Source organism: Hymenobacter sp. YC55 (assembly GCF_029433095.1).
In the GTDB taxonomy this organism is placed as follows: domain Bacteria; phylum Bacteroidota; class Bacteroidia; order Cytophagales; family Hymenobacteraceae; genus Hymenobacter.
Genome location: NZ_JARNTX010000001.1, coordinates 1,756,302 through 1,776,158, shown reverse-complemented (window position 1 = coordinate 1,776,158; position 19,857 = coordinate 1,756,302). Strand labels below are relative to the sequence as shown.

The window sequence follows — 19,857 nt, the reverse complement described above, 5'->3', positions numbered from 1 at the left end:
GTAAATGAAATAAATGAAAGAAGTGCTGAACACTTGTTGAGTGCTCAACAAGTGTTCAGCAGATGTTGCTACAAAAGCACGAAGTGAGCTTCAACTTCTGGTGAGTGAATCAAGCTCATGAAGCAAAGCTGGTATTCGATAAAAACCCGCCATTTTCCCAATGAAAGCCGCCGCAGTTGCTACGTCTGTTCCGGCGCTGGTGATATACAGCGAACTTTTGCTTTGGCCGCGCAGCACTCCCACTACCTGGCGGCCGGAATGATAGAAGCGCGTCTTTGCTACTCCAATAACTGGCACTTTCTCTTCCAGATGCTGGTACAAATGCCACCCTAAGCCGGGCCGATTATCGTCATCGAGCACTACGTACCCGTCTATCACCACGTAGTTCACTTCCTTTAAGTCGACTCGCTCCAAGACCGCCAGCAAACACGGTAGTTCCCGCTTGTAGAAGGCTCCTGGCTCATAAGGCTCTAGCCCGGAGAGCTTGGCTTCGTGCTTGTTGGTTAGGGTTGTACTGTCCCATGCCTCGAACGTGACAGCAACAGCCTTGGCCTGTTGCTGGCGGTAGTACACATCCAATGCCACTATCATAGGCAGCAGTAATTCTTGCTGTTGCCTATCAACAGCAACTTTATAGACCCAAAGAACAACCCACCCAGCTACCTTGCCTGAACAGCATCTTAGGTTTCCGTCAGTACTGTTTTGAAGCCAGCTAGTTTGCCGTCCTCGGTTTTGCCTAATGCATAAGCTTTTACTTGCGGGCCGCTGCCAACGCGATACACCTTGGTATCCTGAAGTTCCTGCTTCATAAACATTTGCAGGGCCTTGAACCGGTTGGCTTGCGCCGGGTCGCCGAGCACGCCCTGGTCGGCGGTATGGTTGCGCAGGAATACCGTCAGTTCCTTGGCTTCGACCTTGGTATCGGCTGGCTCGCCAAGTAGCTTCAGCAAGGTTGCATCCGTCAGTTCGCCGCTTGGGGCCGGGTAGCTTACCGGCTCCAGCGGCGCATCCGATTCGCTCATGAAGACCAGTCCTTGGGTGAGTTGCTGTAGTTGCGCTGTCGCGCCATCGGCAGAAGCCTCTGTGGTAGCGGGCTCGTTGGCCTCGGTAGTTTCGCGGCTGCCTTTCGAATCCAGAGAAGCGGACTTACGTGAGGTTTCGCCAGCAGCCAGAGGCACTTGCGCGGCAATGGCGGCGGCCAGCTCCTTCATCCGATCTTCGGCTACTTTTATTTTGGGGTTAGCGAAGTTCATGTCCGACACCTTATTCATTGGAATCAGGTGAATGTGCGCGTGCGGCACTTCCAGGCCGATAACCGCCACGCCAATGCGCTTGCACGGCACGGCCGCGGCCACGCCTATGGCTACGCGCTGCGCAAACAGATGCAGCGCCGCCAACTCCTCGGCTGGCAAATCAAAGATGTAGTCCACTTCCCGCTTGGGAATCACGAGCGTGTGGCCTTCTACAAGGGGCGTGATGTCGAGAAACGCCAGGTGCTGGTCGTCCTCCGCAACCTTATATGCTGGCAGCTCACCAGCCACAATACGGGAGAAAATGGAAGCCATACTTTGAGAGTAACAGAGTGAGGGAGTAACGGAGTAGAAAAGAATATGTGTTCTGCTTGCGCCAAAGTACGAGCCAAAACGCAAAAAGGACGAAGCCCTTGGCCTCGTCCCTCACCTGATTCGCTTTGCTACTCTCTTACTTTCTAGCGGCTGATTTCAAGAATTTCGAAAAGCAGCTTGCCCGCAGGCACCGTTATTTCGGCAGTATCGCCGGCTGACTTGCCGAGCAAGCCTTTGCCGATAGGTGACTTCACGGATATCTTCCCGGCGGCAAGGTTCGCTTCTTCCTCGGCTACGAGCGTGTAATCAAGCACCATGTTATTCTTCAGGTTCTTGAGCTTCACTTTGCTCATGATGAGCACCTTACTGGTATCGAGGTTCGACTCGTCGAGCAGACGGGCGTTGCCAACTACTTCTTCCAGCTTCGCAATTTTAAGTTCGAGCAGGCCTTGAGCGTCCTTGGCCGCGTCGTACTCGGCATTTTCACTTAAGTCTCCTTTATCACGCGCTTCGCGCAGCTGCTCGGCGGCGTTGGCCCGGCCGCGAATTTTGAGGTCCTGCAACTCGTCTTTGAGTTTCTGCAGCCCCTCGGCGGTGTAGTAATTTATGGTGGCCATGGTTAGGTTGATGGTAAGCTAAAAAACAAGGAGAACGGTCAGCGGCGCCGACCGTTCTCCCAAACCTGGTTTAGGCAAATATACATAGTTTCTGGATTGAAGCTACCTCCTGCCACCACTTGACTGCGGCCAACAGGTGGTTCCAGTTACTAACTAGCAGCCACTCAACCTGCAACCTTTGCTTGACTGCCAGAATCCAAAAAATCTTTCAGCTTACCCGCCAACACTTCGTTTATGCGCCGGTACGACTGAAACGTCCAGCCGCCTATGTGCGGCGATAAGAGCACATTGGGGGCAGTCGAAAGGAAGCTAAACCGCGCTTGCTGCTCTGGATTCAGGGTTGCTAACTTTTCATTGTCGAGTACGTCCAACGCCGCGCCGCGTACCTGGCCGCTCTGCAAGCTCTGAACGAGGGCCGCATGATCGAGAACTTCGCCGCGGGCAGTGTTGAGCAACCAAATCGGGTTTCGGAAACCTTGCAGCAACGCTTCGTTCACGAAATGATGGTTTGCCGCCGAATATGGTATATGCAAGCTGAACACTTCGGCCTGGTCCTGTAGCTCGGCCAAAGAAACCAGCGCGGCATATTCATCGGGAAGTATCGTGGGGTCGTGGTCGTAGGCGAGTACCGTGCAGCCAAACGCCGAGAGGCGGCGCGCAAAGGCCCGGCCCATGTGCCCGTAGCCTAGCAAGCCGATAGTTTTTCCTTGGATTTCCTCGCCACGGTTTGCCTCTCGCCGCCACTGTCCGGCGCGCACTTCGTGGTCGGCCCGCAAAATGTTACGGAACAACGCCAGCAGCAGCCCCACTGCATATTCTCCTACTGCGTCGCGGTTGCCTTCCGGGGCGTTCAGCAATGTAACGCCCGCTGCTGCCATAGCTTCCTCGTCGATGTTGTCAACTCCTGCTCCCGCCCGGGCCACGTAGCGCAAGTGCGGACCGTGGGCCAGCAATTCAGTCGTCACGCGCAACTTCGACCGGACCATCAGCCCGTCGTAGGGGTGCGCCGCTAGCGCAGCGGGCACTTCCGCAGCTTTTAGCTCGGGGTGGTAATGCAGCGTCACCCCAATTTCCTGCATGTACTCAGGCAAACTAGGGTGCATTTCGTCGATGACGAGGCAGAGGGACATGATTTGATGATTTAAAAAGATCCTACTGGAGCAAGAGTTGTGTCCCCTGTGAGGTGCAACAACTCTTTCATTAACTCATTTTTTGTTAATGCACCTACCCTACTTTCTTCTGCTTTTTGCACCGAGGTGGCACGCAAAGGATAAAGAAAATATAAGTTTATACCAGCCCGTACAACTAGGTACCTGCTGCTTCTGTAGGCTGCATACACTCGATCTAACAAAGGTTTTCCGTATGGCCTAGAAGCATCTTGGTATAAATGCAATGCCGTACCGTTATCATAACTGGCAGTGTAATAGCATCCAGTCAGATGGGTTATATTATCTTCATCAAACAGATCAGACAGAACATACCAGCTTAAGCACAATACAGCCATAGCGAGAATCAGCTTGTAAAGCATTGACATTGTGTCAGATGTTTTTGCAAAGACCCTAAACGCTATGTGCTTCAACCCGCTTTGTCAAGCCCACAAAATCGGCCACGCTTAACTGTTCTGCACGCTTATCGAAGATTGGGTCAGTGGTGGTTTCCGGGGGCATGCCGAACGGCTTAAGGGCATTGCGTAGCGTCTTGCGCCGCGTGGCAAAAGCCTGCTTCACCACTTTAAAAAACAGCTTTTCATCACAGTCCAGATGCTCCGTCTCGTTGCGCGTCAAGCGAATAACGGCCGACTGCACCTTAGGCGGCGGGTTGAAAACGTGCGGCGGTACCGTAAACAAATATTCAATACGATAGTACGCCTGCAGCAGCACGCTTAGGATACCATAGGTTTTCGAGCCAGGCCCCTCGGCCAGCCGGTCGGCTACTTCCTTCTGAATCATACCCACCACTTCGCGCACCTGTTGGCGGTGGGCCAGCACCTGGAAGTAAATTTGGCTGCTAATGTTATAGGGAAAGTTGCCGATGATGCTAATGGGCTGCTGGTTGTAGAGCTTGCCTAAGTCCATCTTCAAGAAATCCTGACTATAAACCCGGTCGGCCAGCGCTGGGAAGTGCTTTTGCAGGTACGCTACCGACTCCCGGTCAATTTCCACCACCGACGTGCGGTAGCTCGGGTTTTGCAGCAACGTCTCGGTTAATACCCCCATGCCCGGGCCGATTTCCAGCACTTCCTTCACGCCATCGGGCAGTTGCAAGGCTTCCACTATTTTGCGCGCAATGTTGGTATCAGCCAGAAAGTGTTGGCCTAAGTGTTTTTTGGCTTTAACGGAATCCATAGGGAGGGAAAATTATGCTTGCGTGGCAATGGGGTCTGCTAGTGGCAACACGTGTGCGGGCAGGTTGTAGAAAAATAGCCGAGCTGTTAGGTTAACTACGTACACTACAAGCGGCACCAAGCCACAGAGTTTTCAGCGGTTGGCGCACCAGCTCCGCTAGCAATTCGACCACCTAGTGAAAACCAGCTACTAGAAACTTCAATTACCTTCACGCCCAAAGGTACGCCTACGTCGCCAAAACCGGCGGTGGCGAACTTTACCTTCGGCTTTCACTGCTTTTTGTGCTTCCCATGTCGCTTGAACTCGCCCACGCCGCTGATTTTCCTTCCATTGCGGACACCGTTTTTATTGTGCCCGCTGGCACCACGGAACTGCCTATTTCCGCCGCCGCCGACTTGCCCGAAGCGGCCCGCAGCTACGTAGCCGACCAACTAGCCACTGAATCCAAGCTGATTCGCCTCAATCAGTATTCGCATCACCATTATTATATAGTGGCGCCCGCCACTGACAAAATCACGCCCCATCTTGCCGCCGAGGCGTTGCGCAAAAGCGGCCACCAGCTGCACGCGCAATTGAAAGCCGACAAAGTGCGTCAGCTGTACGTAGTCGACCTAACGGAAACCGGTGCTCTTTCGCTGGCCGAAGGGTTAGCGCTGACTGCTTATCAGTTTGAAGGATACAAAACCGATGAGAAGTCCAAGAAAGCGCCCGACCTCCAGAAACTCATTCTGGTTGGTTCGCACATCACGGCTACGCAAGTGCAAGAACTGGCTGGCGTGCTGCAAGGTGTGTTCTTGGCCCGCGACCTAGTAAATGCGCCCCTCAACAAGCTCAATGCCACGCAGTTTGCCGAGCGCATGGCCGCTGCGGGCGAAGAAGTAGGTTATCACACCGAAATTCTGGACTTAGTCCGCATCGAGGCCTTGCGCATGGGAGGTTTGCTCGCTGTCAACCAAGGTAGCCCCGAGCCGCCTACGTTTACCATCATGGAGTACAAGCCTGCGGGAGCCACCAACGCCAAGCCGTACGTGCTAGTTGGTAAGGGCGTCGTGTTCGATACGGGCGGCTTGAGTTTGAAGCCCACGCCCAACAGCATGGACATGATGAAGCTCGATATGGCGGGCGGCGCGGTCGTGACGGGCGTACTCTATGCGCTGGCTAAAAACCAAGTACCTCTGCACGTTATTGGCTTGGTGCCCGCCACCGACAACCGCCCCGGCGGCCTCGCTTTTGCTCCCGGCGACGTCATCACGATGTACAGTGGCCTGACGGTGGAAGTATTGAACACCGATGCCGAGGGCCGTCTATTGCTAGCCGACGCGCTGGCATTTGCCAAGAAATACGACCCCGAATTAGTGCTCGACTTTGCTACCCTCACGGGTGCTGCTGCTCGCGCCATTGGCAAGGAAGGCATTGTAGCAATGGGTACCGCTGGCGACGAGTGGATGCATGAGCTGAAGCAAGCCGGTCACCGCACGCATGAGCGCCTAGTGGAGTTTCCGCTGTGGGACGAGTACGCCGACCACATCAAATCCGACATTGCCGATATCAACAACATCGGCAAAGGCGAGGCTGGCGCTATTTCCGCTGGTAAATTCTTGGAGCGTTTTATCGAAGGGTACCCATGGGTGCACTTCGACATTGCGGGTCCTGCCTACCTCACTGCCCCCGACTCCTACCGCGGCAAAGGCGGCACTGGTACCGCCGTCCGCCTCACCTACGATTTCCTGAAAACCAAAGTATAAGTCACAATAAGACTGTCATGTGAAGCTTGCCGAGGCACCTTACGTACTGACATAGAGCAACTAGTCTACGCAGTTCTCGAAGTGGTTCGGCAACCTTGGCATGACGGTCCTTTTTCACTCATCTACACTCCTTCCATGCTCCCACGCATTGGCATCTCCGTCGGCGACCTAGCCGGCATCGGGCCGGAAATCATATACAAGACCTTCCTCGACGCGCGGCTGCTTAAGTTCTGCACCCCTGTTGTATATGGCACGGCTACAGTGCTCTTCGACGATTTTCCGGTAGCCAAAGACAGCGAATCCCTCACCTTTCGTCAGGTCCGCGAAGCCACCGATATTGCTCCCGGCAAACTCAACGCCGTGACTTGTTGGGAAGAAGACTTCGTGCTTACTCCCGGCCAGCCCACCACTGCCAGCGGCACCGCCGCCCGCTTAAGCTTGCTTGCAGCGTCCCGCGACTTGAAGGCTGGCCTGCTCGATGCTTTGGTCACGGCCCCCATCAGCAAGGAAAACACCCAAGCCGACGACTTCCGCTACCCGGGCCACACCGAATTTCTTACCACCTTTTTTGGCGCCTCCGAGAGCTTGATGCTGCTCGCCAGTGAAGAACTTCGAGTAGCCACTGCCACGGGGCATATTGCTTTGAAAGATGTGCCTAGCCGCGTCACCAATGAGCTGCTACTCACAAAGCTGCGCATTCTATTAAAGTCTTTAAAGCAAGATTTCGGAATTGATAAACCGAAAGTTGCTGTGCTTGGTCTTAATCCCCATGCCGGCGAAAATGGCCTACTTGGCACGGAAGAGCAAGAGGTAGTGACGCCCGTTATCCAGCAGTTGCTCCAGGAAGGCCATCTGGTATTCGGGCCCTACCCCGCCGACGGCTACTTCGGCACTCGCCAGTACCGCCAGTTCGACGCTACCCTTTCCCTCTACCACGACCAAGGCCTGATTCCGTTCAAAAGCATAGCCTTCGAGCGAGGCGTCAACTTCACCGCGGGCCTGTCCGTCATTCGCACTTCTCCCGACCACGGCACTGCCTATGGTATAGCAGGCCAATACAAAGCCGACGAAACCTCGTTCCGGGAAGCTCTTTATTTAGCCTGTGACCTAGTGCGGCAACGCGCCTCCTTGGCTGAAATCAAGCCGCTGGTGCCGAGTGCTGCCCCACGTGGCGGCCGCTATGAGTAACCTGCGCGGAGTGTGCTAGTCGTCTTTACACATTGGTTTAAGAAATTAAGAACACCGCAGTAAAGACTTAGCTAGCACATTTTCAGCTGATCCTTACTCGTTCATTATAAACATATTACCGCATACTACATAAAGTCACCATTCATTATCTGAATGGTGACTTTATCATTTTAACTCAGGCATGAACTGCACATTAAGCTATAGTCCTAACTACAACTCACAGAAACTGTAGCTAATCGAAATTGAAACATTCTTTTCAAAAACGAAATTTACTTTGCTGTTTTAAAACAAGCGCGTAACTTTGCAGCCGCTAAGCCATACTTGAACCCCACTTTCGTTTTCTTACTGCTTTATGATTCTTCAAACTCCATCTGACTACCGCACGGCCCTACGCCGAATGGATGCGCTGGTCGCTGCTGGTTTTGAAGGCAATGACGCTCTAGAAGCCGAGTTCCGGGAGTTGATAGTTGCACTCGACACGTATGAGGATAAGCTAGGCCTGCTGCCGATACCTAATCTACCTACTTCACTAGCAGATATGATAGAGTTGAAGCGGCAGCAGATGCGTCTTAAGCAAAAAGACTTAGCGCAGCTGCTGGAAGTACCAGCCGGGCGTCTTTCGCAGATCCTTAGTGGCAAACGCCGCGTTACGCTCGATTTGGCCAAACGCCTCTACGAGCGGTTAGGAATTCCCCCGGAGTTCATCCTGAAAAATGCCTAAAGCCAAACCTTGCTTTAGCGCCTACTTTTACTAAACGGCAAAATCTTTCTACTTTTGCCCCCTGCTATAAATTGACCGTGAAGAAGAACGTTGAATACGACCTGGCCATTGCCAAGCTAGCCGACAAAACGCACCATTTTGCGTATGAGCTGGACCGCGCGTTTTTCGAGCAGTTCGATCAGCAGCTCATCCCGGATGGCAAGCTCCACGCAGATGTGACGTTGATCAAGACAGACCGCCTGCTCACGCTGAACTTTGATATTACGGGTACGGTACGCCTCACCTGCGACCGGAGCCTCGATGAATACGACCAGGATGTGAACGTGCACGAACAACTCTTGGTTCGCTACGGCGACCGGGAGCTTGAACTAGACGACAACGTGCTGCAAATCACCCCCGACACGCAGACACTTCCCCTGGCACAACACATGTTCGATTACATTGGGTTGGCGCTGCCGATGAAAAAGCTGCATCCGCGCTTTCAAAACGAGCCCGACGAAAACCCTGAATCGGAAACCAAGCTCATCTTTACCACTCGCCAGCCCGGCGATGACGACGATGACGACGAGGGCACCGACCCGCGCTGGAACGCGCTGCGTAACCTCAACTAAGCGCCTGAGTCGCTTTTCACTCAACAAGCAACACTTACCATTTCATATTTCCTGACTCATGGCACATCCTAAGAGACGCCAATCCTCGACCCGCCGCGACAAGCGTCGCACCCACGACAAGCTGACCCCAAAGGCAGTTACTCTCTGCCAAAACACGGGCGAGCTGCACCTCCGTCATAAGGCCTACGTAGTAGATGGCGACCTGTACCTGCACGGCAAAGTAGCCATCAAAGGCTACGCTCCGGTTGCAGCTCCTGCCGCCGCTGCCGACACCGACGAAGAATAGACGTACAGCCCCGTTTTCCCCTTACATTGCCTCCCGGCCTTGTTCCTCACTAAAGGAAGCCGGGAGGCTACGTAAGGTTCCTCTCCCAGACTCCTCCTTGATACCTCGTACATGAAGATAGCCCTGGACGCTATGGGGGGCGATTTTGCGCCCCAGGCTGCGGTCGATGGTGCGGTACTCGCCGCACAAGAACTTGCCGGCAAGGCGCAGATTGTGCTCATCGGCCAAGAAGCAGCCGTCCGCCCTCTCTTAGACCAGCACGGCGACGCAGCTGCTAGCCTTGAGTTGGTCTCAGCCTCTCAAATCATTGAGATGGGTGAACATCCGGCCAAAGCGTATCAGCAGAAGCAAGATTCTAGCATTGCCGTGGGCTACCGGCTGCTACACACTGGCGAAGTCGACGCATTTTGCTCGGCTGGCAACACGGGCGCCATGCTCGTAGGTGCCATGTTCAGCGTGAAGCCTGTACCTGGTGTGCTCCGGCCTGCTATTGCCAACTTTGTTCCGAAGCTGCATGGTGGTATGGGCATCTTACTCGATGTAGGAGCCAATGCCGAGTGCAAACCTGAAATGCTGGAGCAATTCGGTGAGTTGGGGTCGTTGTACGCGCAGTATGTGCTTGGTATTACCAATCCTAAAGTGGGATTGATGAACATAGGCGAAGAAGAAGGCAAAGGCACGACTCTCACGCAGGCAGTACATCAACTACTTAAGGTGAACCCGCACGTTAATTTCATTGGTAACATTGAAGGGCGCGACCTTTTCAATGGCAAAGCCGATGTAATTGTTTGTGACGGCTACACTGGCAACGTGATGCTGAAGATGGCCGAGTCCATCTACGATATCATGGCCGAAAAGCAGATGCGCGACCCCTTCTTCGACAAGTTCAATTACGAGGCCGTTGGGGGGTCCCCCATTTTGGGCATCAACGACAACGCTATTATCGGGCACGGTGTGAGCACGCCATTGGCTATCTGCAACATGTTGTTGCAAGGATACCAAATGGCTCAATCCGGCATCTCCGACCAGATCAAAAATACCTTCAAGTCTTAGCGACTAAGTCCGGCCCAGGCCGGATTTTTTCTTGCCGCGTTTTCCGATTTTTCTTCAATGAAAATTACCGCCGCTATAACCGGAGTGGGCTCGTATGTGCCTGATTACGTGCTTACGAACCAGGAGCTCGAAAAGATGGTGGACACCACCGACGAGTGGATCACAACTCGAACTGGCATCAAAGAGCGCCGAATTCTAAAAGGTGAAGACCAGGGCACTTCGGTAATGGGCATCAAAGCGGTGCAGCAGTTACTTGCTAAAACAGGTACGCAGCCCGAAGAAATTGACTTGTTAATTTGTTCGACTACAACGCCCGATCTGGTGTTTCCGGCTACGGCCAACATTATTTCGGCTGCCGTTGGTACCACCAAGGCTTTCAGCTTTGATATGCAGGCGGCTTGCTCGGGCTTCCTATTTGCCCTCGCTACTGGTTCGCAATACATTCAAACGGGCACGTACAAGAAAGTAGTGGTGGTAGGTGCCGATAAGATGTCGGCTATTGTTGACTATACCGACCGCGCCAACTGCATTATCTTCGGCGACGGGGCTGGTGCTGTACTGCTGGAGCCTAGCACCGAAGGATACGGCTTGCAAGACCAAGTTTTGTGCTCCGATGGTAGAGGCGAACAATACTTGTACCAGAAAGCGGGCGGTAGCCGCCGTCCTCCATCCGCTGAAACGGTAGCAAATCGGGAACATTACGTATACCAAGAGGGGGCTACAGTGTTCAAGTTTGCCGTGACCAACATGGCCAATGTAGCCGCCCAGGTGATGGAGCGCAACCACCTCACCAACGACGACGTGGCCTGGCTGGTACCGCACCAAGCCAATAAGCGTATAATCGACGCTACAGCGCACCGTATGGGCGTGGGGCCGGAAAAGGTGATGCTCAACATCCAACGGTACGGCAACACAACCAATGCCACTATTCCGCTTTGCCTCGCCGACTACGAACAGCAACTGCGCCAAGGGGATAACCTAATTCTAGCCGCTTTTGGTGGTGGCTTTACCTGGGGCTCTATCTACCTCAAATGGGCGTACGATCCTAAGCCTGACCCAATCACCGTGTAACTACGGCGGCTCGGTTGCGGAAAACCTCTATACTTGCACTCCCGATGTGCCGCCCCGCCACTTTTCCGGGACGGCACTTCTTTTGAACAGAAAACTTACAAAATTGAAGAGTTGGTAATTGGCTGCTTGACCTTTCTTCCTTGTGTCAAATCACCCCGTTACCGATTTCTAATTCCCCCTCTCACTTTAACATGGCTACTACCGCAGATTTCCGCAACGGACTAGTGCTCAACTACAATGGCGACTTGCACGTCATCACGGAGTTTCAGCACGTAAAGCCCGGCAAAGGTCCCGCCTTCGTGCGTACTAAGCTCCGCAACATCAAAACCGGCAAGGTGATTGACAACACGTTCAATGCCGGGGTGAAAGTGGAAACCGCCCGCGTCGAGCAACGTCCGCACCAGTACCTGTTCAAGGACGACTACGGCTACACGTTCATGGACAATGCCACTTTCGAGCAGGTAGTGCTGCCCGAAGCCATGGTGCCCTTCGCCGACCTGATGAAAGAAGGCCAGGAAGCTACCATCCTGTTCCACGCCGAAACCGAGCAGCCTCTCACAGCCGAACTGCCGACCACCGTGGAATTGGTTGTAACCTACACTGAGCCTGGCCTGAAAGGCGACACAGCCACTAACACGCTCAAGCCTGCTATTGTCGAGACCGGGGCCCGGATTCAGGTGCCACTGTTCATTGATCAGGACACTAAAATCCGCGTCGATACCCGCGACTACTCCTATGTCGAAAGAGTCAAATAAGCAGTCCAGCAAGTCAAGCGCCGCCATGAAAGCCAAGGAACTCCAGGAACTTATCGACTTCATTGCGAAGTCGGGCCTCAACAAAGTCAACATTGAAACGGAGGAGTTTAAGATCTCCGTACAACGTGAGCCCAGCTACAAGCCAGTAGGTGGCGTATCGGCTTCTGCCGCGCCTGCGCCAGCTCCTGCGCCCACTGCTCCGGCCCCTGTTCCTGCTACTCCAGCTCCAACTCCGGCAGCGCCCGCAGCTGCGGCGCCAGCGGCTGACAACTATGTGGCGCTGAAAGCTCCCATGATTGGCACGTTCTACCGCAGCAGCAGCCCCGACACTCCAGCTTTCGTGCAGGTAGGTGATTTGGTGGAAAAAGGCCAGGTGATCTGCATCATCGAAGCCATGAAATTATTCAATGAAATAGAGGCCGAAGCATCGGGCCGCATTGTGAAAGCCATGGTCGAAAACGCCTCGCCGGTGGAGTACGACCAGCCGCTGTTCCTGATCGAGCCAATGTAATTCATTGGGGTCTTAGGGTCTTAGAAACTTGGGGGCTGGTTTCCATCAGCGCCAAGTTTGTAAGGCCCTTTGCTTTTGCTTGAAGACCCCAAGACCTTAAGCCCTAACAACCAATGTTCAAGAAAATACTGATTGCCAACCGGGGTGAAATTGCGCTGCGCATTATCCGGACTTGCAAGGAAATGGGCATCAAAACGGTGGCTGTCTATTCTACCGCCGACAAGGAAAGCCTGCACGTGCGCTTCGCTGATGAAGCAGTTTGCATTGGCCCCCCTCCCTCCTCGCAGTCTTACCTCAGTATCCCCACCCTGATTGCGGCAGCGGAAATAACCAATGCCGATGCCATTCACCCAGGTTACGGTTTCCTAAGCGAAAACGCGGAATTCTCGCGTGTATGCCAGGAAAACGGCATCAAGTTCATCGGGGCTACGCCCGAGATGATCAACCAAATGGGCGACAAGGCCTCGGCTAAAGCTACCATGATTAAAGCGGGCGTACCCTGCATTCCAGGTTCGGCCGGCTTGCTCGAATCGGTGGAGCAAGGCAAGAAGGTAGCCGCCAAAATCAAGTATCCGGTTATTCTAAAAGCTACTGCCGGTGGCGGCGGGCGTGGTATGCGCATCATTCCTTCCGAAGAAGACTTCGAGAAGGCTTGGAACGACGCTCGCACCGAGGCCAAAGCCGCCTTCGGCAACGATGGTGTGTACCTAGAGAAGTTTGTGGAAGAGCCACGCCACATCGAGATTCAGGTGTGCGGTGACCAATACGGCCGCGTTTGCCACCTCTCCGAGCGCGACTGCTCGATTCAGCGCCGCCACCAGAAGCTAGTGGAAGAAGCGCCTTCTCCTTTCATGACCGACGAATTACGCGAGCGGATGGGCCAAGCGGCTGTGGCTGGCGCCGGCGCCATCGGTTACGAAGGCGTGGGCACCATCGAGTTTTTGGTAGACAAAAACCGGGATTTCTATTTCATGGAGATGAACACCCGCATTCAGGTGGAGCATCCCGTGACCGAGGAAATCGTCAACTACGACCTCATCAAGGAGCAGATTAAAGTAGCCGCTGGCATCCCGATTTCCGGCGACAACTACTATCCTAAGATGCACGCCATGGAGTGCCGCATCAACGCCGAAGATCCTACCCGGGACTTCCGCCCCTCCCCCGGCAAAATCACGACGTTGCACATTCCTGGTGGCCACGGCGTTCGAGTTGATACCCACGTGTATGCGGGCTACACCATTCCCTCGAACTACGATTCGATGATAGCTAAGCTCATCACCGTTGCCCAGACCCGCCAGGAGTGCATCGTGAAGATGAAGCGTGCATTGAGTGAATTCGTGGTGGAAGGCGTAAAGACCACTATCCCGTTCCACTTGGCTCTGATGGACAACAAGAACTTCCAGGACGGTGACTTCACGACGAAATTCCTGGAGACGTCATTTGACTTTTCTGAGTTGTAATTTTAGATATGCTAATGGTAAACAAAACGCCCGGTCAGAAAAGAGACCGGGCGTTTTGTTTATTCAGGGACTGGTTAAGTTTCCAAAACTATCAAAGTGAGCTTTGGGTAGGTAGTAGCTACCTACTATGCGCACGGGCTTAGCATCTGGCTCACCGAACTCGGTTTCGCTGTCGTCGGCCAAATAGCTTTCCCCTTTCATAAACACAATGTCATAGTATAAATCATCCGGTTGTTCTGGATGTGTGAATGGCACCAGCACAGCTATGTCAAACTGTGACGAGAGTTGTTGCCCTAGCCATAGTGCTCTGGCTTCCTCATTCGCTCGGGGAGTGCGGTAAATAGCTACGTGTTGCGGAAAGTGCGGCACTTCGGATTCGGTAGCTTCAAAGAAGATGTGCGTGGGGCAGCTAGAATCAAATTCCATTGGTTGCTCGTCACCTACCAACATGTCCCAAGCGAAAGCCGTGAGACCAAGCATTACGGTCTGCAGAAAGTGCTGGATTTGGGTAGCAGACAGCACTCTACTTAAGTACAATTCTTCCATATTGGCCTAGCTATCCGGTCGTGCCATGAAACAAAAAGGCCAACTTCGCAGTCGGCCTTTATTTGTGTTATCTACTTGTTTAGTTCGGGGGCACCTTGCTCGATTTCCTGTACCAACTCGCCGTACCAATCCTCCCCGTACTTGCGCACTAATGGCTCTTTGAGAAACTGGTAGATGCGCACACCTAGGTTGGCCCCAAAAGAGCACGCTGGGTTGCAGATATTCCACCGGTCGTAGTTCAGGGCCTCGAAGCCTTCGTACTTAGTAATGCGGATTGGGTACAGATGACAGCTGACAGGCTTTTTGAAGCTGGTAGCACCGGCTAAATATGCCTGCTCAATGCCACACTTCAAGATTCCACGCTCGTCGTAGAGGGCGTAGGCGCACTCCCGGTCGTTGATGGTAGTGGTGCTGTAGTCGCCTTCCCAATCCTTGATGTAGAGGCCTTGCTGCTCGATGGCTTGTTGACCAGCTTGCGTCAGAAATGGCTTAATGTTTTGGTATTCGGCTTCGAGAATTTGTAGCTCTTCTTCTTCCAGGGGAGCTCCTAGGTCGCCTTCCACGCAGCAGGCGCCCTTACAAGCTTCCAGGTTGCAGACGAAAAAGTTGTCCCGAATGTCATCGGAGATGACAGTATTTTGAATGATGATCATAGTGGGTTCCTGCTGAGGGCTGCAGAGGTTGCAATCAGGTTGACAAAGGCCGTTCTTTACAACTGCGTGCGTCAACTTCTGCGTTCCTCTGCCGAAAGATTAACTGCAAAGATACCCAATTACCTTAGCCCAAACAGCACGTCTTCGGTCAGCTTGCACTGCCGGTGATGCGAATACGTGGCCAACGCCACGGCCTGTGCTTGCTCTCCCAACTCCTGCATCAGTTCAGGCTCACTCAACAAGCGCCCGATGGCCGTTTCAAAAGCGGCTGCGTTGCGCAGCGGAAACAGCAGACCCGTGCCGCCATCATCTATTATCTCCAAGGTACCACCGGTGGCCGTGGCCACTACTGGCAAGCCTGCTGCCATAGCCTCGATAGTGACCATTCCGTAGGTCTCGTTGGTGGAACCCGTGATGGAAATATCGAGGGCGCGGTAGGCAATTTCGGGCTGCGGCGTAAACTCGCGGATGTGCACCACCTCCCCTAAGCCTAGCTCCTGCACCCGGCGTAGCACTGCTTCACGATACGTATTGCCTTCATTGCGCGTCGATTCGCCAACTAGTAGCAGGTGAAGCGGCACAGCAGGGTGCTGCTTGCGTAAGACTGCCAACTCTTCTACCAAAAAGTCCTGTCCCTTGCCATCATCAAACCGACCGATGAGGCCTAGTAGCACCACATTAGCAGGCAGTTGCAAGTTCAAATGTTGTCGGGCAATAGTGCGGGTTAGAGCAGGGTCGGCGAACTTCTCTAGCTCGATACCCAGCGGTACGACATGCAGTTTTTTAGGCGATAAATGGGTTTTCTCTAACACCTGCCGTGCGAGCCCCGGCAGCGGCGAGAGCCACGCATCCAGCGCCCGAAAGCGTAAAGTGTGCACCACACTACGCTTCGGGGGCCCTAGCTGCATATGCTGCTGATATAGTAGCTTGAGGCTAGGCAGATGCACCGTTTTGCTCAGCACGGCCAACCCTAAGTCGCCGTTGCGGGTGACGATGAGCGTACGAGTGTTGAAGGCGCGCAATGTATGAGCCAGCAAACGTGCAGCGGGAACGTCCAGCGCTTTCCAACGGTTGGTAAGATAAGCTACGGGCAAGTTCAGGGCCTCCGCTCGCGCAGCAATGGGCGAGCCGACGAGCGTAATCACCTGCACTGGCCAGCCGCGACGGTGCATCCAATCGGCGAAGCGCACGGTGTTCAATTCTAGCCCACCCCAGCTCGCCGACAAACATAGCAACGACAACGGATAAGGCGACCCAACAACGGCATCGGGAGCAAAGGAAACAGCGGCAAACTCAGCAGGATTCACGCGGCGAAGATACGGCTCGTAGTTTTTGTGTTGGGAGAGGTTGAGGTTATCTAGGAATACAGCCCTGCTTTGCATTGGTACCGTGTATGCTTGACCAGACGATATACTTAACCAACAAGGACGACGCTAGGCTACTATTGCTTTCCTCATCAGTGTATGCCAAAGCTCGTGTTACAACTGGAATTTGTACTTCCTCACCCCACTGTAAAGCCGTACCTTTGCTAATAAGCCAAAACGCTTAGCTTTTCTGAATGGCACTGGATTATCTTTCCCTACTAAATCCCTCGCAGGCGGCTGCCGTGATGCAAATCGACGGCCCTTGCATGATTATAGCCGGCGCGGGCTCGGGCAAAACCCGGGTGCTTACCTACCGCATTGCCAACTTACTCGAACAGGGCGTCGACCCGTTCAATATCCTCGCCCTTACCTTCACCAACAAGGCCGCCAAGGAGATGCGCGCCCGTATCGAAAAGGTAGTGGGTGGCGCGGCAGCCAAGAACCTGTGGATGGGCACTTTCCACAGCATTTTCGCCCGGATTTTGCGCTCCGAAGCCGACAAAATAGGTTTCCCCCGCTCGTTCACCATCTACGACACACAAGACAGCAAAACGCTGGTCAGCCAGATCTTGAAAGAGCTGGAGCTCGACGATAAGCTCTACAAGCCCGGCATGGTACTCGGTCGAATTTCGGCCGCGAAGAACAAGCTCATTTCTGTGCAGCAATACCTCAACGACCCCGTGATTCGGCAGGACGATGAGGCGGCGTTGCGGCCCAAGATTGGCGTGATTTACCAGCAGTACGCCAACCGCTGCTTCAAGGCTGGCGCCATGGACTTCGACGACCTGCTCTACCAAACCAACGTCTTGTTCAAGGACCACCCCGATGTCCTAAACAAGTACCAGAACTTGTTTAAGTACGTGATGGTGGACGAGTACCAAGACACCAACTACTCGCAGTACCTAATTGCGCGCAAGCTGGCGGCCAAGGAGCGCAACATTTGCGTGGTAGGCGACGACGCGCAAAGTATTTACGCCTTCCGGGGCGCTGATATTCAGAACATTCTCAACTTCGAGAAGGACTACCCCGAGTTGCAGGTGTTCAAACTGGAGCAGAACTACCGCTCCACCAAAACTATTGTGAAGGCGGCCAACTCGGTTATTAAAAACAACCAGGCCCAGCTTCGCAAAGACGTTTTCTCCGACAACGAGGAAGGTCCGCTAATCGAAGTACTCAAGGCCTCTTCCGACAACGAGGAAGGCAAGTTGGTGGCCAACTCCATATTCGAGGACAAGATGAGTCACCATCTGTCGTACGACGATTTTGCCATCTTGTACCGCACCAACGCCCAAAGCCGGGCCATAGAAGAAGCCCTGCGTAAGCTCAACATTCGCTACAAGATTGTGGGCGGCCTGAGCTTCTATCAGCGCAAGGAAATCAAAGATTTGGTGGCTTACCTGCGCCTCACAGTAAACCCCAACGACGAGCAGGCGCTGCGCCGCGTTATCAACTACCCCAAGCGCGGCATCGGCGACACCACTATTGCCAAGCTCATCAACGCTGCCGAGGAAAGCAACCACACCATTTGGGAGGTAGTATCCAATGCCGACCAGTTCCTGCCCACCCGCGCTGCCAACCCGATAGTGGACTTCGCCGAGAAGATTAAGGCGTACACGGCGGTAGCGGCCAAGGAAGATGCCTTTGAAGCCGCCAAGTTTATTGCCAAAAACTCGGGCATGATTGAGGAGTTGTATGCTGACAAGAGCATCGAAGGTCTCTCCCGCTACGAGAACATCCAGGAATTGCTGAACGGTGTGAAGGCCTACACTGAGGACCCAGAACGCGAAGACAAAACGCTTGGCGCGTTTCTGCAGGATATTGCCCTCGTAACGGATGCTGACACGAAAGATGCGCAGCAAGAAGGCGAAACCGTAACCATGATGACGATTCACTCGGCCAAAGGCTTGGAGTTTCGCAACGTGTACATCGTGGGCATGGAGGAAAACCTCTTTCCGAGCCAGATGATGATTACCTCGCGAGCCGACTTGGAGGAAGAGCGCCGGCTGTTTTACGTGGCCATCACGCGGGCCGAGAAGAAGCTGACGCTGAGCTACGCTACTTCCCGTTACCAATGGGGCAACTTGCGCAGCTGCGAGAAGAGCCGGTTCTTGGATGAGATTGATCCGCAGTTCGTGGACTTCAAGTTTGCCGCTACGCCTAGTGCCGGGCCGGGCGAGTCGCCGTTTGGGCATGTATTCGAACGCCGCAGCAACCTCTTACCCACTCCTCCGCGTAAGACAGTAGCCAAAGGCTATACGCCCCCCGCCGACTTCCAACCCTCTGATACCAGCAACCTGCAAACCGGGCAGCGGGTGGAGCACCCCAAGTTTGGTTTCGGCCATGTGACCAAGCTGGAAACCGTTTCGGGCTCTACCAAAGCTATTATTCAGTTCGAGGAAGTCGGCGAGAAGACGTTATTGCTGAGTTTTGCGAAATTGCGGGTGCTTGGTTGATGCAATAACGGCGGTATGGCTAGCTTTGGCTTTGCAAATACCGAGCAGGGACAATAACCAACTCCCCATTTACCAGCAATGTAGCGGCTGTATACACCGCTACTAGCCCTAATTCCTAGGATTTTCTTTTCCGATGCCCCTACCCTCCTTACATAAACACGAACTTCTGCAACGCGAGTACGGCCAAAGTACCTATCAACTGGTACAAGGCCTGCGCGAAGTAGAAGACAAGGCCGAGCGTACGCGCCGCGCCACCCAAATTGTGCAGCTCATCTTCCGGCTGCAACCCGCCCTGCGCGACCAGCCCGATGCACAGCAGCGCGTCTGGAACCACCTCTACGAGATGGCCGACGAGGACTTAGACATCGATGCGCCGTTCGAGTTGCAAGGGCTCAGCCAGCTCAACCAGCATCCCAAGCCAGTACCCTACCCCACCCAGAACCCCAAGCTGCGTGCCTATGGCAAAAGCGTGGAGCTGATGGTGGAAAAGGCCTTGTCGTTGCAAGACCCAACAGAGCGCGAGCAGGCGACCATTACTATCGGGCGGACTATGAAGTACCTGTACCGCTCGCACAACAAGGAAAACGCTAAGGACGTCACTATTCTCAAGCACCTCAAAGACCTCTCTGGTGGGCAGCTAACCCTGGACCCGGCGCAGGTGGAAGCCCAGGGCTTGTTTGAATTTGCAGGCGGTTCAGCTCCAGTAGCTGCCGGTGGTTCGAGCCGGGCTGCCTTCATTGTGCCACAGCCGCGCCAAGACCGTGAAGGACGCCGCGGCAACAATAGCGGTGGCAACCGGCGCGACAAGCAGCGCCGCGGTGGCAAAAAAGGCCGTCAAGAGCCTCAGCAACCTCCTCAGTAATTTTTTGGAGGAGCTAGAAGCCAGAAGTTCAAAGCAGCAGAAGACGAGTAA

General features: G+C 54.0%; 21 protein-coding genes. 12 read left to right on the top strand and 9 right to left on the bottom strand.

What is annotated here, in order from left to right; all coding sequences use genetic code 11:
* Nucleotides 1-90 precede the first annotated feature (90 nt).
* The 6 genes from P1X16_RS07540 to rsmA all read right to left on the bottom strand — a co-directional run bounded on the left by P1X16_RS07540 (nt 91) and on the right by rsmA (nt 4,527).
* A complete protein-coding gene (locus tag P1X16_RS07540) occupies nt 91-741 on the bottom strand; it encodes an endonuclease V (protein WP_277229494.1) in 651 nt (216 codons plus the stop codon).
* Nucleotides 681-1,565: a nuclease A inhibitor family protein gene (locus P1X16_RS31315; RefSeq protein WP_346771239.1), complete on the bottom strand. Its 885-nt coding sequence runs from the start codon at nt 1,563-1,565 to the stop codon at nt 681-683. The genes P1X16_RS07540 and P1X16_RS31315 overlap by 61 nt, the downstream gene beginning before the upstream one ends.
* A gap of 143 nt (nt 1,566-1,708) precedes the next feature.
* Nucleotides 1,709-2,182 carry a transcription elongation factor GreA gene (gene greA, locus P1X16_RS07525; RefSeq protein WP_277227328.1) on the bottom strand — a complete coding sequence of 158 codons (474 nt, stop codon included), beginning with the start codon at nt 2,180-2,182 and terminating at the stop codon, nt 1,709-1,711.
* Between the two features lie 164 nt (nt 2,183-2,346).
* On the bottom strand, nt 2,347-3,312 hold the full coding sequence (locus P1X16_RS07520; protein ID WP_277227327.1) for an NAD(P)-dependent oxidoreductase: 966 nt from the start codon (nt 3,310-3,312) through the stop codon (nt 2,347-2,349).
* An 11-nt stretch (nt 3,313-3,323) separates the two neighbouring features.
* Nucleotides 3,324-3,716: a hypothetical protein gene (locus tag P1X16_RS07515; protein WP_277227326.1), complete on the bottom strand. Its 393-nt coding sequence runs from the start codon at nt 3,714-3,716 to the stop codon at nt 3,324-3,326.
* A 25-nt stretch (nt 3,717-3,741) separates the two neighbouring features.
* Nucleotides 3,742-4,527, bottom strand: coding sequence for a 16S rRNA (adenine(1518)-N(6)/adenine(1519)-N(6))-dimethyltransferase RsmA (gene rsmA, locus P1X16_RS07510; protein WP_277227325.1), 786 nt, complete (start codon nt 4,525-4,527; stop codon nt 3,742-3,744).
* 290 nt (nt 4,528-4,817) lie between these two features.
* On the opposite strand from rsmA, the gene P1X16_RS07505 reads away from it, so the two are divergent.
* From P1X16_RS07505 to accC, 10 genes are all read left to right on the top strand, one after another.
* The gene (locus P1X16_RS07505; RefSeq protein ID WP_277227324.1) at nt 4,818-6,272 is read left to right on the top strand and encodes a leucyl aminopeptidase; all 1,455 of its coding nucleotides are present in this window, start codon (nt 4,818-4,820) and stop codon (nt 6,270-6,272) included.
* Nucleotides 6,273-6,407: 135 nt separating this feature from the next.
* Nucleotides 6,408-7,460 carry a 4-hydroxythreonine-4-phosphate dehydrogenase PdxA gene (pdxA, locus tag P1X16_RS07500; protein ID WP_277227323.1) on the top strand — a complete coding sequence of 351 codons (1,053 nt, stop codon included), beginning with the start codon at nt 6,408-6,410 and terminating at the stop codon, nt 7,458-7,460.
* A 352-nt stretch (nt 7,461-7,812) separates the two neighbouring features.
* Entirely contained in the window at nt 7,813-8,181 is a 369-nt protein-coding gene (locus P1X16_RS07495; RefSeq protein ID WP_277227322.1) for a helix-turn-helix domain-containing protein, read from the top strand.
* Nucleotides 8,182-8,258: 77 nt separating this feature from the next.
* Complete coding sequence (locus P1X16_RS07490) at nt 8,259-8,792, top strand: DUF177 domain-containing protein (protein ID WP_277227321.1); 534 nt, start codon at nt 8,259-8,261, stop codon at nt 8,790-8,792.
* A gap of 58 nt (nt 8,793-8,850) precedes the next feature.
* On the top strand, nt 8,851-9,078 hold the full coding sequence (gene rpmF, locus P1X16_RS07485) for a 50S ribosomal protein L32 (protein ID WP_022822852.1): 228 nt from the start codon (nt 8,851-8,853) through the stop codon (nt 9,076-9,078).
* A gap of 111 nt (nt 9,079-9,189) precedes the next feature.
* A complete protein-coding gene (plsX, locus tag P1X16_RS07480) occupies nt 9,190-10,131 on the top strand; it encodes a phosphate acyltransferase PlsX (RefSeq protein ID WP_277227320.1) in 942 nt (313 codons plus the stop codon).
* 57 nt (nt 10,132-10,188) lie between these two features.
* Nucleotides 10,189-11,202, top strand: coding sequence for a beta-ketoacyl-ACP synthase III (locus tag P1X16_RS07475; RefSeq protein WP_277227319.1), 1,014 nt, complete (start codon nt 10,189-10,191; stop codon nt 11,200-11,202).
* Nucleotides 11,203-11,393: 191 nt separating this feature from the next.
* On the top strand, nt 11,394-11,957 hold the full coding sequence (gene efp, locus P1X16_RS07470; RefSeq protein ID WP_277227318.1) for an elongation factor P: 564 nt from the start codon (nt 11,394-11,396) through the stop codon (nt 11,955-11,957).
* A gap of 25 nt (nt 11,958-11,982) precedes the next feature.
* On the top strand, nt 11,983-12,468 hold the full coding sequence (gene accB / locus P1X16_RS07465; RefSeq protein ID WP_277229488.1) for an acetyl-CoA carboxylase biotin carboxyl carrier protein: 486 nt from the start codon (nt 11,983-11,985) through the stop codon (nt 12,466-12,468).
* Between the two features lie 113 nt (nt 12,469-12,581).
* Nucleotides 12,582-13,928, top strand: a complete 1,347-nt coding sequence (accC, locus tag P1X16_RS07460) for an acetyl-CoA carboxylase biotin carboxylase subunit (protein ID WP_277227317.1) — start codon at nt 12,582-12,584, stop codon at nt 13,926-13,928.
* Nucleotides 13,929-13,991: 63 nt separating this feature from the next.
* Here the strand turns inward: accC and P1X16_RS07455 are convergent, their stop codons facing one another.
* From P1X16_RS07455 to P1X16_RS07445, 3 genes are all read right to left on the bottom strand, one after another.
* Nucleotides 13,992-14,474: a hypothetical protein gene (locus tag P1X16_RS07455; protein ID WP_277227316.1), complete on the bottom strand. Its 483-nt coding sequence runs from the start codon at nt 14,472-14,474 to the stop codon at nt 13,992-13,994.
* Nucleotides 14,475-14,545: 71 nt separating this feature from the next.
* The gene (locus P1X16_RS07450) at nt 14,546-15,127 is read right to left on the bottom strand and encodes a DUF3109 family protein (protein ID WP_277227315.1); all 582 of its coding nucleotides are present in this window, start codon (nt 15,125-15,127) and stop codon (nt 14,546-14,548) included.
* A 119-nt stretch (nt 15,128-15,246) separates the two neighbouring features.
* Nucleotides 15,247-16,509: a glycosyltransferase family 4 protein gene (locus P1X16_RS07445; RefSeq protein ID WP_277227314.1), complete on the bottom strand. Its 1,263-nt coding sequence runs from the start codon at nt 16,507-16,509 to the stop codon at nt 15,247-15,249.
* 176 nt (nt 16,510-16,685) lie between these two features.
* Between P1X16_RS07445 and P1X16_RS07440 the strand changes: the two genes are divergently transcribed.
* Together P1X16_RS07440 and P1X16_RS07435 are read left to right on the top strand one after the other, a co-directional pair.
* Nucleotides 16,686-18,944, top strand: coding sequence for a UvrD-helicase domain-containing protein (locus P1X16_RS07440; protein WP_277227313.1), 2,259 nt, complete (start codon nt 16,686-16,688; stop codon nt 18,942-18,944).
* Between the two features lie 133 nt (nt 18,945-19,077).
* Nucleotides 19,078-19,806, top strand: a complete 729-nt coding sequence (locus P1X16_RS07435; RefSeq protein WP_277227312.1) for a DUF4290 domain-containing protein — start codon at nt 19,078-19,080, stop codon at nt 19,804-19,806.
* The last annotated feature ends 51 nt before the right edge of the window (nt 19,807-19,857 follow it).